A 13935-nucleotide genomic window follows, 5' to 3' on the forward strand; every position below is an offset into this window, starting at 1 on the left:
TAATAGTTCTAACATCCTGGGGTCGTTACGGATTCGACAGGCATTATGAGGCATATTTTGCAACCCGTGTGGCGACGTAAACGCTCAGTTAAATATAACTGCAAAAAATAACACTTCTTACGCTCTAGCTGCCTAAAAACCAGCAGGCGTGACCTGATTTGGATTGCTCGTGTTCAATGACAGGTCTTATGATTAGCGAGATACGATCAAGCCTTGTCTAGTGGTTTGATAAGAGATTAATAGACTCGCAGTTCCTAGGCTTGAGTTATGTGTCGAGGGACTGTTAAAACAATACATAACCTATGGTTGTAGACAAATATGTTGGCAGGTGTTTGGACGTGGGTTCGACTCCCACCGGCTCCATTATGAACAGGTATACAGTAGATTTTTTCCGAATTGTATCCTTCGTTGTATCCTATTTATTCTAGTGTGTTAGTGGAGAATTACTCAAGAGGCTGAAGAGGACGGTTTGCTAAATCGTTAGGTCGGGTAACTGGCGCGGGGGTTCGAATCCCCCATTCTCCGTTAGATAAACCCAGTGTTTTTCTAAACAACTATCCTTGGAGGTAGTCTCCAAGAGTAAATTTTCATAATGAGGTGAAACATGAAAAAGATCAAGTTACTAAGTATCTTAGCACTTTCGACGGTTGTCTTGGGTGCATGTTCTGTATTTTCTAATCAGTCATCTGAAGCTTCTTCTGATAACAAGGAGAATACGGAACAAGTTGAGAAGAAGGATGAAGCAGCAGAAGTTAAAGAAAAAGTTACAAAAGATGCTGAAATTCTCCTAGACTCTGTTCTCACTAGCGACTCTGCTCGATTTAAGAAGATTTATGGCGACACTTATGAAAAATGGACTGAGGCAGTATTTGCTGTACAAACAAGTGAAAAAATCAAAGAAGAAGGTCTTTCACCTGCATCTACCTATTCAGTACAATGGCACAAAGATTTCCCTGTTGAAACTCCAGAAGAAACTATTTCAGGTTTCTTGAAGATGAGACGTAGATTATATCAAGATATCGGTTCTTACACTGTTAAAGACGTGAAGGTTGATGAATCAGGAAATACAGCGACTGTTACTTTCAACTCTAAGAAGTTACACTCTAAAGGATTGGCTTCATCTACAAGGGAAGTTCTCACTACTCTTATTGGAGGTGTTGATAACCTAGGTAAATACAATCAAGCTGGTTCAAACGTTGACATCAAGCGTTACCAAACATTGGTTTCTTACTGGATTTTTGAGCATCTATTCAAGAAAGATTTCTCAACCTACAGTGACGTTGACCCTAACTTAGCTCATACACCTTTCACTACTGGTGATTTTGATACTGAAATCAAATTAACAAAGGATAAGGATGGAAACTGGCTGATTTCTCAAGAAGATTACCGTACTTTGGCGACAGAGTTGCTTGATGATACAGAAGGTTATGATAAAATTGTCCGTAAAAACTCAACGAAGTCTAATGATAAATCAACAGACAAGTCTTCTGATAAATCTTCAAACAAATCCACTGATAAATCAACAGACAAATCTTCAGATAAGAAAGATAAAAGCAATATCTAATCCTAAGATTTAAAAGAAAAACAAGTAGTCTTAATAAACTACTTGTTTTTTGATGGAATCAAAGTGATTCTAGGATAGGGAAGGATACAGAAAAATATGGTGTGATAGTTAGAGTAACTCAGCCTTTCATTTCTAAATATTGTTCTTAGAACGATAAAAAACTGCATTGAGATGCAGTTTTTCTTTTTTCTACGGAAGACATGGGATTCGAACCCACGCACGCTGTTACACGCCTACCGCGTTTCCAACACGGCCTCTTAAGCCTCTTGAGTAATCTTCCAATACTTACTCAAATAGTCTACCATAAAGCCTCTTATCTTGCAATAAAAATTCTGGAATTAAGAAAAATGATAGAATTTGAAAGAAATTGATAAAAAATGCTTGACTTTGGTAGAGAATGTGCTAGAATGAATAGTGTAAACGATAACAGGAGGTGATTTGGTGTTAAAAACTGAGCGGAAGCAACTGATTTTAGAGGAGTTAAATCAACATCATGTAGTTTCCCTAGAAAAATTGGTTAGTCTATTAGAAACATCAGAATCAACGGTACGAAGAGATTTGGATGAGTTGGAGGCGGAAAACAAGCTTCGCCGTGTGCATGGTGGAGCAGAACTACCTCACTCCTTGCAGGAAGAAGAAACCATCCAAGAAAAATCTGTCAAAAACCTTCAAGAGAAGAAGCTACTGGCTCAAAAAGCAGCCTCTCTTATTAAGGAAAAAGATGTCATCTTTATCGATGCTGGAACGACAACTGCTTTTTTAATCAAGGAATTGGTTAATAAGAATATCACAGTTGTGACCAACTCCATCCATCATGCGGTTCAGTTGGTTGAAAAACAGATTCCAACAGTCATGGTTGGAGGAAGTGTCAAGATGGCAACAGATGCATGTATCGGGGGTGTTGCTCTTAACCAAATTAATCAATTGCACTTTGACCGAGCCTTTATCGGGATGAATGGTGTGGACGATGGTTATTATACGACTCCTGATATGGAGGAGGGAGCTGTGAAGCGAGCCATTTTGGAGAATGCCAAACAGACCTATGTCTTGGTGGATTCGTCAAAGATTGGTCAAACTTGCTTTGCCAAGGTAGCACCACTCAAACGCGCTATTGTCATCACAAGTCAAGGGCATGAGCTCTTGCAGGCTATTAAGAAGAAAACGGAGGTAATAGAAGTATGATTTATACAGTCACACTCAATCCATCCATAGACTATATCGTGCGCTTGGACCAAGTTCAAGTCGGCAGTGTCAATCGTATGGACAGTGATGATAAGTTTGCTGGTGGGAAAGGAATCAATGTCAGTCGTGTCTTGAAACGCTTGGATATTCCTAATACTGCGACTGGATTTATCGGAGGCTTTACTGGTAAATTTATCACAGATACTTTGGCAGAAGAGGAAATCGAAACGCGTTTTGTCCAAGTAGCAGAAGATACTCGTATCAATGTCAAGATCAAAGCAGACCAAGAAACAGAAATCAACGGGACTGGTCCTAATGTTGAACCGGCTCAGTTAGAAGAATTGAAAGCTATTTTGTCTAGTTTGACTGCAGAAGATACGGTTGTGTTTGCAGGTTCGAGTGCTAAGAACCTAGGCAATGTTATCTATAAGGATTTGATTGCCTTGACACGTCAGACTGGTGCGCAAGTCGTTTGTGATTTTGAAGGACAGACCTTGATTGATAGTTTAGACTACCAGCCACTTTTGGTGAAACCAAACAATCACGAGCTTGGAGCTATCTTTGGAGTGAAACTTGAAAGTTTAGATGAAATCGAGAAATATGCTCGAGAATTGTTAGCTAAAGGTGCTCAAAACGTTATCATCTCCATGGCTGGGGACGGTGCCCTCCTTGTCACATCTGAAGGAGCTTACTTCGCAAAACCTATCAAGGGAACGGTCAAAAATTCAGTGGGAGCTGGCGACTCAATGGTTGCTGGGTTTACAGGTGAATTTGTCAAATCTAAAGATGCAGTAGAGGCCTTCAAATGGGGAGTAGCTTGTGGAACAGCAACTACCTTCTCGGATGACTTGGCAACAGCGGAATTTATTAAAGAAACATATGAAAAAGTTGAGGTAGAAAAACGATGAAAATTCAAGACCTATTGAGAAAAGATGTCATGTTGCTGGATTTACAGGCAACTGAAAAAATAGCTGTCATCGAAGAGATGATTCATAGCTTGGTAGATCACGGTTACGTGACGGACTTTGAAACCTTTAAAGAAGGCATTTTAGCGCGTGAAGCTCTCACTTCCACTGGTTTGGGTGACGGAATCGCTATGCCCCACAGTAAAAACTCTGCGGTCAAAGAAGCAACAGTTCTCTTTGCTAAGTCAAACAAGGGTGTTGACTATGAGAGCTTGGATGGGCAACTAACAGACCTCTTCTTCATGATTGCAGCTCCAGAAGGTGCCAATGATACTCATTTGGCAGCCTTGGCAGAATTGTCTCAATACTTGATGAAAGACGGATTTGCTGACAAACTTCGCCAAGTAACATCTGCAGATCAAGTTATCGAACTCTTTGACCAAGCTTCAGAAAAAGCTGAGGAAGCTGTTCAAGTACCTGCTAATGACTCTGGCGACTTTATCGTAGCTGTTACAGCTTGTACGACAGGTATTGCCCACACATACATGGCCCAAGAAGCCCTTCAAAAAGTGGCTGCTGAAATGGGTGTTGGGATCAAGGTTGAAACCAATGGTGCCAGCGGTGTTGGAAATCAACTAACTGCAGAGGACATACGTAAGTCTAAAGCTGTTATCATCGCAGCAGACAAGGCTGTTGAGATGGATCGTTTCGATGGGAAACCATTGATCAATCGCCCGGTTGCAGACGGTATCCGTAAGACAGAAGAATTGATCAATTTGGCTCTTTCAGGAGATGCTGAAGTTTATCGTGCTGCTAATGGAGCAAAATCTGCAACAGCATCTAATGAAAAACAAAGTATCGGTGGAGCTTTCTACAAACACTTGATGAGTGGTGTATCTCAAATGTTGCCATTCGTTATCGGTGGTGGTATCATGATTGCCCTCGCCTTCTTAATCGACGGAGCTTTTGGTGTGCCACAAGATAGTCTTGGCAATCTCGGATCCTACCATGAACTAGCTTCTATGTTCATGAAAATTGGTGGAGCAGCCTTTGGCTTGATGCTTCCAGTCTTTGCTGGTTATGTAGCCTACTCTATTGCTGAAAAACCAGGTTTGGTAGCTGGTTTTGTGGCTGGTGCTATTGCTAAAGAAGGTTTTGCCTTTGGTAAAATTCCTTATGCCGCAGGTGGTGAAGCAACTTCAACTCTTGCAGGTGTCTCATCTGGTTTCCTAGGTGCACTTGTTGGTGGATTTATCGCAGGAGCCTTGGTTCTTGCTATCAAGAAATATGTCAAAGTTCCTCGTTCACTTGAAGGTGCTAAATCAATCCTTCTCTTGCCACTTTTTGGAACAATTTTGACTGGATTTGTCATGCTAGCTGTTAACATCCCAATGGCAAGAATCAACACCGCTATGAATGCCTTCCTAGGCGGTCTTGGAGGAGGTTCAGCTGTCCTTCTTGGTATCGTTCTTGGAGGCATGATGGCTGTTGACATGGGTGGACCGGTTAACAAAGCTGCTTATGTCTTTGGTACAGGTACGCTTGCAGCGACTGTTTCTTCAGGTGGTTCTGTAGCTATGGCAGCAGTTATGGCTGGAGGAATGGTTCCACCACTTGCTATCTTTGTCGCAACCCTTCTTTTCAAAGATAAATTTACCAAAGAAGAACGCAACTCTGGTTTAACAAACATCATCATGGGCTTGTCATTTATCACTGAGGGAGCAATTCCGTTTGGTGCAGCAGACCCAGCTCGTGCGATTCCAAGCTTTATCCTTGGTTCAGCAGTAGCAGGTGGACTCGTTGGTCTTGCAGGAATCAAACTCATGGCGCCACACGGAGGAATCTTCGTTATCGCTCTAACTTCAAATGCCCTACTTTACCTAGTCTTTGTCTTGATTGGAGCAATCGTAAGCGGTGTGGTTTATGGTTACCTACGAAAACCACAAGCATAAAAAGGATTAGAATAGAAAGATTGTTACCATTTGGTGCAATCTTTTTCTCTATTCGAAATGGCTGTGAATTATGGTATAATAGAAGAATGGCAAACAAGAATACTACAAAAACAAGACGGAGACCGTCTAAAGCAGAACTTGAAAGAAAACAGGCTATCCAGAGGATGCTAATTTCCTTAGGAATTGCCTTATTGTTAATTATTGCAGCCCTCAAACTCGGTGCAGCAGGTGTCACTCTTTACAATCTCATTCGACTGGTGGTCGGAAGTTTGGCCTATGTGGCCATAGGTGGTCTCCTCATCTATCTTTTTCTTTTTAAATGGATCCGCAAGCAAGAGGGACTTCTGTCAGGATTTCTCTGTATCTTTGCTGGCTTACTCTTGATTTTTGAGGCCTACTTGGTATGGAAATATGGCTTGGAGCAGTCAGTCCTAAAAGGGACCCTGTCTCAAGTTATGACGGACCTGACTGGTATGCGGGTGACTAGCTTTGCTGGTGGAGGCCTGCTTGGTGTTGGACTCTATATCCCCATATCCTTTCTTTTCTCCAATATCGGATCGTACTTTATTGGAGTTCTCTTGATTCTAGTTGGGGCACTCTTGGTTAGTCCCTGGTCTATTTATGATGTTGCAGCCTTTATTGGAGCTCAGTTCAGATCCTTCATAGAAAAACAGGAACAGAGAAAACAGGAACGCTTCATCAAGAGAGAAGAAGAGAAGGCTCGTCAAGAAGCTGAAGAAGCCGCCAGAATTCAGAGAGAACAAGAAGAACAGGATGCATTACCGCTTCCTCCTGTAGATCCTGAAACGGGAGAAATCTTATCAGAGGTACCAGACTACGATTTCCCCCAAATTCCTGAGGAAGAGTGGATCGAACCGGAGATTATCCTCCCTCAAACTGATTTTGACGTTCCAGATGTGGAAGAAGACTTTGAGGATGAAGAGGTGCAGGTTGATTTTTCTGCCAAAGAAGCTCTCGAATACAAACTGCCAAGCTTGCAACTCTTTGCGCCAGATAAACCCAAAGATCAGTCCAAGGAAAAGAAGATTGTTCGAGAAAATATCAAAATTTTAGAAGAAACCTTTGCTAGCTTTGGTATCAAGGTGACGGTGGAACGGGCTGAAATAGGACCATCAGTTACCAAGTATGAAGTCAAGCCAGCAGTTGGTGTACGGGTTAACCGCATTTCCAATCTGGCAGATGACTTAGCGCTAGCTCTGGCGGCCAAGGACGTCCGGATTGAGGCACCAATACCTGGTAAATCCTTAGTCGGAATTGAGGTTCCTAACTCAGAAATCGCGACTGTTTCCTTCCGAGAACTCTGGGAACAGTCTCAGACTAAACCAGAAAATCTCCTCGAAATTCCTCTGGGTAAGGCTGTCAATGGAACTGCCCGCACCTTTGACCTTTCCAAGATGCCCCACCTACTCGTTGCAGGTTCGACGGGATCAGGGAAATCAGTCGCAGTTAACGGTATTATTGCTAGCATTCTGATGAAAGCAAGACCAGACCAAGTCAAGTTTATGATGGTGGATCCAAAGATGGTTGAGCTATCAGTTTACAACGACATTCCTCATCTCTTGATCCCAGTTGTGACCAATCCACGCAAGGCCAGCAAGGCCCTGCAAAAGGTTGTGGATGAGATGGAAAACCGTTACGAACTCTTTGCCAAGGTTGGTGTGCGAAATATCGCTGGTTACAATGCCAAGGTTGAGGAATTTAATAGCCAATCTGAGTACAAACAAGTACCGCTGCCTTTGATTGTTGTCATTGTGGATGAGTTGGCAGACCTCATGATGGTGGCTAGCAAGGAAGTGGAAGATGCCATTATTCGTCTCGGACAGAAAGCGCGTGCCGCAGGGATTCACATGATTCTCGCAACGCAGCGTCCATCGGTTGATGTTATCTCTGGTCTTATCAAAGCCAATGTCCCATCTCGTGTGGCTTTTGCAGTCTCATCAGGTACAGATTCACGAACCATCTTGGATGAGAATGGAGCAGAAAAACTGCTTGGTCGAGGAGATATGCTCTTTAAACCAATTGATGAAAATCATCCAGTCCGTCTGCAAGGTTCCTTTATCTCGGATGATGATGTTGAACGTATCGTAAACTTCATCAAGGCTCAGGCAGATGCGGACTACGATGACAGCTTTGACCCAGGAGATGTTCCTGAAAATGAAGGAGATTTTTCTGATGGTGAAGCTGGTGGCGATCCGCTTTTTGAAGAAGCTAAGGCTTTGGTTATCGAAACCCAGAAAGCTAGCGCTTCAATGATTCAGCGTCGTTTGTCAGTTGGATTTAATCGTGCGACCCGCCTTATGGAAGAACTCGAAATGGCAGGTGTCATCGGTCCAGCTGAGGGAACCAAACCACGAAAAGTATTGCAACAATAAAAAATAGCTTCTTTCCAAATTTGGAAAGAAGCTATTTTGGTGATTACTGGTTCGTTTTAGTTTCAGAACTCGTCGTATTTGACTGTGTTCCATTATCGCTTGTTTCTTTTGTTGAGGAAGGTGTAGAAGAATCCTGAGTTGTTGTTTTCTGCTCTTCTTTTTTCTCCTCTTTTTTATTGGATTGAGAAGTTTCTTCTTGCGTGGTATTTTCTTTAGTGGAAGTGTTGTCCCTGTTAGGTGTAGTATTTTCCTGAGGGGATTCCTTTTGAATCTCCTTGACAACAGTTGTTTGGGTTGTCGTCGGTTCTTTTTTGTTGTTTTTGTTATTATCCATGGCGTTCATAATGGTGATAGTAGCGGTGATGAGGCCAAGGATACTACCGATGGTAGCAATCGTTTTTTGAAAGACAGTAAATCCCTTTTTGATGTGTTCTGTTTTTGGTTTTGAAGTTCTACGATAGTTAGACATGATACTCTCCTTTAATTATGATTTATTATACCTCATTTCTTTAAAAAAATCTTAAAAAAAGAGAAAACTCCCTTTCTTGTCGCAGGTCTCTTTTCGTGATACAATAGAAGGAGTGATTTTAGAAAGCGTGAGAAAACATGATCTACTTTGATAATTCGGCGACAACCAAGCCTTATCCTGAAGCACTTGAAACTTACATGCAGGTCGCTTCAAAAATTGTAGGAAATCCATCTAGTCTCCATCGTTTGGGAGATCAGGCAACACGAATTTTAGATGCTTCCCGGCAGCAAATTGCAGATTTGATTGGGAAGAAGAGTGATGAATTCTTCTTTACCTCAGGTGGTACAGAAGGAGATAACTGGGTCATCAAGGGGGTGGCCTTTGAAAAAGCCCAGTTTGGCAAGCACATCATCGTATCAACTATTGAACATCCAGCAGTCAAGGAGTCAGCCCTTTGGCTGAAAAGTCAAGGTTTTGAGATAGATTTTGCTCCAGTTGATAGCAGAGGATTTGTGGATGTTGAAGCATTAGCAGATTTGATACGTCCTGATACGACTCTCGTCTCCATCATGGCAGTTAACAACGAAATTGGCTCTATCCAGCCTATTGAGGCTATCTCAGAACTTTTGGCAGATAAGCCGACCATTTCCTTCCACGTTGATGCGGTTCAGGCACTTGCTAAAATTCCGACTGAAAACTATCTGACAGATCGAGTGGATTTCGCGACCTTCTCAAGTCATAAGTTTCATGGTGTCAGAGGTGTTGGATTTGTCTATATCAAGTCTGGTAAGAGGATCATGCCTCTTTTAACAGGTGGCGGTCAAGAGGGAGACTATCGTTCGACAACTGAAAATGTGGCAGGGATCGCAGCAACAGCCAAGGCCCTCCGTTTGTCTATGGAAAAGTTAGCTGTCTTTACTAGCAAGACGGGGCAGATGAAGGCAGTCATTCGCCAAGCCCTTCTGGATTATCCAGATATTTTTGTCTTTTCAGATGAGGAAGACTTTGCCCCTCATATCCTGACTTTTGGGATTAAAGGTGTTCGTGGTGAAGTCATTGTTCACGCTTTTGAAGACTATGACATTTTCATTTCCACAACCTCTGCTTGTTCGTCCAAGGCAGGAAAACCTGCGGGGACCTTGATTGCAATGGGAGTGGAAAAGGATAAGGCACAGTCAGCTGTGCGTCTAAGCCTAGACTTGGAAAATGATATGAGTCAGGTCGAGCAGTTTTTGACCAAGCTAAAATTAATTTACAATCAAACTAGAAAAGTAAGATAGGAGCATTTATGCAGTATTCAGAAATTATGATTCGTTACGGAGAATTATCAACCAAACACAAAAATCGTATGCGTTTCATCAATAAACTTCGTAATAATATTTCGGACGTTTTGTCCATCTATCCCCAAGTTAAGGTAACCGCAGATCGCGACCGTGCCCACGCTTACCTCAATGGAGCTGATTATACAGCAGTTGCAGAATCGCTCAAACAAGTCTTTGGGATTCAAAACTTTTCTCCTGTGTATAAGATTGAAAAGTCAGTGGACGTTCTGAAGTCTGCTGTCCAAGAGATTATGAAGGAAATCTACAAGGAAGGGATGACCTTTAAAATCACTAGTAAGCGTAGCGACCACAACTTTGAATTAGATAGTCGTGAACTGAATCAAACTCTTGGTGGAGCTGTTTTCGAGGCTATTCCAAACGTACAAGCTCAGATGAAAAATCCAGATATTAATCTTCAGGTTGAGATTCGTGAAGAGGCTGCCTATCTTTCCTATGAAACCTTTCGTGGAGCAGGAGGATTACCTGTGGGAAGTTCTGGTAAAGGTATGCTCATGTTGTCAGGAGGGATTGACTCACCTGTAGCAGGTTATCTAGCTCTTAAACGTGGGGTTGATATTGAAGCCGTCCACTTTGCTAGCCCACCTTACACCAGTCCAGGTGCCCTCAAGAAAGCCCACGATTTGACTCGGAAATTGACCAAGTTTGGGGGCAATATCCAGTTTATTGAGGTGCCTTTTACAGAGATTCAAGAAGAAATCAAGGCTAAGGCGCCAGAAGCCTACCTCATGACCTTGACCCGTCGTTTTATGATGCGGATTACCGACCGTATTCGTGAGGTACGAAATGGTTTAGTTATCATCAATGGGGAAAGTCTTGGCCAAGTAGCTAGCCAAACTTTGGAAAGCATGCAGACTATCAACGCTGTGACCAGCACTCCTATCATTCGTCCCGTGGTTACGATGGACAAGTTGGAAATCATTGATATCGCGCAGGAAATCGATACTTTTGAAATTTCAATCCAGCCTTTTGAGGACTGTTGTACAATTTTTGCGCCTGACCGTCCCAAGACAAATCCTAAGATAGAGAATGCAGAGCAGTATGAAAAACGCATGGATGTTGAAGGCTTGGTTGAGCGAGCAGTGGCTGGGATTATGATTACTGAAATCACTCCCCAGGTTGAAAAAGATGCTGTCGATGAGTTAATTGACAATCTCCTCTAATTATAAAATCCAGAAGAATTCAAAAAAATAAATGAAAAAGTTAGTTATTTATCCTTAAAATGGACAATTACTGACTTTTTTTCTATTTTTATGGTATAATGAGATAAAATTTTGAATATAGAGAGTTTTCTGACAATGAATCATTCCTACTTTTACTTAAAAATGAAAGAACACAAACTCAAGGTGCCTTATACTGGAAAAGAGCGTCGTGTGCGTGTGCTTCTGCCAAAGGACTACGAGAAGGACACAGACCGTTTTTATCCTGTAGTTTACTTTCATGATGGGCAAAATGTCTTTTACAGCAAGGAGTCCTATATCGGACACTCTTGGAAGATCATTCCGGCCATTAAGCGAAATCCTGACATCAGTCGCATGATTGTCGTTGCCATAGATAATGATGGTATGGGGAGGATGAATGAGTATGCGGCTTGGAAGTTTCAAGAATCTCCTATCCCAGGGCAGCAGTTTGGCGGTAAGGGTGTGGAGTATGCTGAGTTTGTCATGGAGGTGGTCAAGCCTTTTATCGATGAAACCTATCGTACCAAAGCTGATCGCCAGCATACGGCTATGATTGGTTCGTCACTAGGAGGCAATATTACCCAGTTTATCGGACTAGAGTACCAAGACCGAATTGGTTGTCTAGGTGTCTTCTCATCTGCCAACTGGCTTCACCAAGAAGCCTTTAACCGCTATATCGAGCGCAAGAAATTGACGCCTGAACAGCGCATTTTCATCTATGTAGGAACAGAAGAAGCAGACGATACGGACAAGACCTTGATGGCTGGCAATATTAAACAAGCCTATATCGACTCGTCGCTTCGCTATTACCGTGATTTGATTGCAGGTGGAGTAGGCTTGGATAATCTTGTCTTGAAAGTTCAGTCTGGTGCTATCCATAGTGAGATTCCATGGTCGGAAAATTTACCAGACTGTCTCCGATTTTTTGCAGAGAAATGGTAAGTTAGGAAAGGAGAAAGCCAATGCATATTGAAAACCTTAGCCACTGGAGCGGCAATCTCAACCGTGAAATGTACCTCAACCGTTATGGACATGCTGGGATTCCAGTTGTTGTTTTTGCTTCATCTGGTGGCAGTCACAACGAATACTATGATTTTGGCATGATTGATGCCTGTGCTTCCTTTATCGAGGAAGGTCGTGTCCAGTTCTTTACTCTCTCCAGTGTGGACAGTGAGAGCTGGCTGGCCACTTGGAAAAATGGTCATGACCAGGCGGAGATGCATCGTGCCTACGAACGCTATGTGATTGAGGAGGCCATTCCTTTTATCAAGCATAAAACAGGTTGGTTTGATGGCATGATGACGACGGGTTGTTCGATGGGAGCCTACCATGCACTCAATTTCTTTCTCCAGCATCCAGATGTCTTTACCAAGGTGATTGCCCTCAGCGGTGTTTACGATGCACGTTTCTTCGTTGGCGATTACTACAATGATGATGCCATTTACCAAAACTCACCTGTAGATTATATATGGAATCAAAACGACGGCTGGTTTATTGATCGTTACCGTCAGGCGGAGATTGTCGTTTGTACGGGCTTTGGTGCCTGGGAACAAGACGGTCTACCATCTTTCTACAAGCTTAAAGAAGCCTTTGACCAGAAACAAATTCCAGCCTGGTTTGCTGAATGGGGACACGATGTTGCCCACGACTGGGAATGGTGGCGTAAACAAATGCCCTATTTTCTTGGACACCTGTATCTATAAAAGGAGTCGCCTATGAATTACCTTGTTATTTCTCCCTACTATCCGCAAAACTTCCAACAATTTACCATCGAGCTAGCCAATAAAGGCATTACAGTCTTGGGGATTGGTCAAGAACCTTACGAACAACTAGATGAACCTTTGCGCAATAGCCTGACCGAGTATTTCCGTGTGGACAATCTTGAAAACATAGACGAAGTCAAACGTGCAGTAGCTTTTCTTTTCTACAAGCATGGACCAATCGACCGCATCGAGTCCCACAATGAATACTGGCTTGAGCTGGACGCAACACTCAGAGAGCAATTCAATGTCTTTGGTGCCAAACCAGAGGATCTCAAAAAGACCAAGTTTAAGTCTGAGATGAAGAAACTTTTCAAAAAAGCAGGTGTCCCTGTGGTACCTGGTACTGTTATCCAGACTGAAGCAGATGTGGACCAAGCAGTTGAGACGATTGGCCTACCAATGATTGCCAAACCTGATAACGGAGTGGGAGCAGCAGCGACCTTTAAGCTTGAGACAGAAGACGATGTAAATCACTTCAAGGCTGAATGGGACCATTCTACCGTTTATTTTTTTGAGAAATTTGTCACTTCTAGTGAAATCTGTACCTTTGACGGGCTTGTGGACAAGGATGGCAACATCATCTTTTCAACGACTTTCGATTATGCCCATACACCACTTGATCTGATGATTTATAAGATGGATAATTCCTACTATGTGCTTAAGGATATGGATCCCAAACTGCGCAAGTATGGCGAGGCCATAGTCAAAGAATTTGGAATGAGAGAACGCTTTTTTCATATCGAGTTCTTCCGTGACGGGGACGATTACATTGCCATTGAGTACAATAACCGTCCTGCAGGTGGCTTTACCATTGATGTGTATAACTTTGCTCACTCCTTGGATCTCTACCGAGGTTATGCGGCTATTGTCGCAGGAGAAGAGTTTCCAGCATCAGAGTTTGAACCTCAATACTGTCTAGCTACATCACGTCGTGCCAATGCCAACTATGTTTATTCAGAAGAGGACCTTCTTGCCAAATACAGCCAGCAATTCAAGGTCAAAAAAATCATGCCAGCAGCCTTTGCAGAACTACAAGGGGATTACCTTTATATGTTGACCACTCCAAGTCGCAAAGAGATGGAGCAGATGATTGCAGATTTTGGTCAGCGTCAAGAATAACGATTAGGACAAAAGGAGTTTGACTTCTTTTGTCCTTTTCTTAAAGATAAGTTAAATAAAGCGTTTT

The 13935-nt window shown here is 42.6% G+C and carries 11 protein-coding genes, 2 tRNA genes and 1 other RNA gene; 12 read left to right on the forward strand and 2 right to left on the reverse strand.

What is annotated here, in order from left to right; translation table 11 throughout:
- Positions 1-18: 18 nt before the first annotated feature.
- From ssrA to HMPREF2655_RS06195, 3 genes are all read left to right on the forward strand, one after another.
- Positions 19-366: a transfer-messenger RNA gene (ssrA, locus tag HMPREF2655_RS06185) on the forward strand.
- Between the two features lie 71 nt (positions 367-437).
- A tRNA-Ser gene (locus HMPREF2655_RS06190) sits at positions 438-525 on the forward strand.
- A gap of 79 nt (positions 526-604) precedes the next feature.
- Complete coding sequence (locus tag HMPREF2655_RS06195; protein ID WP_000721422.1) at positions 605-1564, forward strand: hypothetical protein; 960 nt, start codon at positions 605-607, stop codon at positions 1562-1564.
- A gap of 192 nt (positions 1565-1756) precedes the next feature.
- Here HMPREF2655_RS06195 and HMPREF2655_RS06200 read toward each other — a convergent pair.
- Positions 1757-1844, reverse strand: a tRNA-Ser gene (locus tag HMPREF2655_RS06200).
- A 161-nt stretch (positions 1845-2005) separates the two neighbouring features.
- On the opposite strand from HMPREF2655_RS06200, the gene HMPREF2655_RS06205 reads away from it, so the two are divergent.
- The 4 genes from HMPREF2655_RS06205 to HMPREF2655_RS06220 all read left to right on the forward strand — a co-directional run bounded on the left by HMPREF2655_RS06205 (position 2006) and on the right by HMPREF2655_RS06220 (position 7996).
- Positions 2006-2746 (forward strand): DeoR/GlpR family DNA-binding transcription regulator, encoded by a 741-nt coding sequence (locus HMPREF2655_RS06205; RefSeq protein ID WP_000920645.1) that lies wholly within the window; start codon positions 2006-2008, stop codon positions 2744-2746.
- Entirely contained in the window at positions 2743-3654 is a 912-nt protein-coding gene (gene pfkB, locus HMPREF2655_RS06210; RefSeq protein WP_070838158.1) for a 1-phosphofructokinase, read from the forward strand. Before HMPREF2655_RS06205 ends, pfkB begins: the two co-directional genes overlap by 4 nt.
- On the forward strand, positions 3651-5603 hold the full coding sequence (locus HMPREF2655_RS06215; protein WP_070838160.1) for a fructose-specific PTS transporter subunit EIIC: 1953 nt from the start codon (positions 3651-3653) through the stop codon (positions 5601-5603). Before pfkB ends, HMPREF2655_RS06215 begins: the two co-directional genes overlap by 4 nt.
- 86 nt (positions 5604-5689) lie before the next feature.
- A complete protein-coding gene (locus HMPREF2655_RS06220; RefSeq protein ID WP_083321239.1) occupies positions 5690-7996 on the forward strand; it encodes a DNA translocase FtsK in 2307 nt (768 codons plus the stop codon).
- A 43-nt stretch (positions 7997-8039) separates the two neighbouring features.
- Here HMPREF2655_RS06220 and HMPREF2655_RS06225 read toward each other — a convergent pair whose 3' ends face one another.
- Positions 8040-8465 (reverse strand): DUF6556 family protein, encoded by a 426-nt coding sequence (locus tag HMPREF2655_RS06225; RefSeq protein ID WP_070838164.1) that lies wholly within the window; start codon positions 8463-8465, stop codon positions 8040-8042.
- Between the two features lie 137 nt (positions 8466-8602).
- Between HMPREF2655_RS06225 and HMPREF2655_RS06230 the strand changes: the two genes are divergently transcribed.
- The 5 genes from HMPREF2655_RS06230 (at position 8603) to HMPREF2655_RS06250 (ending at position 13868) form a co-directional block, all read left to right on the forward strand.
- Complete coding sequence (locus HMPREF2655_RS06230) at positions 8603-9745, forward strand: cysteine desulfurase family protein (RefSeq protein WP_049477629.1); 1143 nt, start codon at positions 8603-8605, stop codon at positions 9743-9745.
- A gap of 8 nt (positions 9746-9753) precedes the next feature.
- Positions 9754-10968, forward strand: a complete 1215-nt coding sequence (gene thiI / locus HMPREF2655_RS06235) for a tRNA uracil 4-sulfurtransferase ThiI (protein ID WP_049477630.1) — start codon at positions 9754-9756, stop codon at positions 10966-10968.
- A 135-nt stretch (positions 10969-11103) separates the two neighbouring features.
- On the forward strand, positions 11104-11928 hold the full coding sequence (locus HMPREF2655_RS06240) for an alpha/beta hydrolase (protein ID WP_001016819.1): 825 nt from the start codon (positions 11104-11106) through the stop codon (positions 11926-11928).
- Positions 11929-11948: 20 nt separating this feature from the next.
- Entirely contained in the window at positions 11949-12689 is a 741-nt protein-coding gene (locus tag HMPREF2655_RS06245; protein WP_070838165.1) for an esterase family protein, read from the forward strand.
- Positions 12690-12701: 12 nt separating this feature from the next.
- Complete coding sequence (locus HMPREF2655_RS06250) at positions 12702-13868, forward strand: ATP-grasp domain-containing protein (RefSeq protein ID WP_070838168.1); 1167 nt, start codon at positions 12702-12704, stop codon at positions 13866-13868.
- Positions 13869-13935: the final 67 nt, after the last annotated feature.

The sequence above is a fragment of the Streptococcus sp. HMSC066F01 genome (assembly GCF_001837335.1).
GTDB lineage: Bacteria > Bacillota > Bacilli > Lactobacillales > Streptococcaceae > Streptococcus > Streptococcus oralis_S.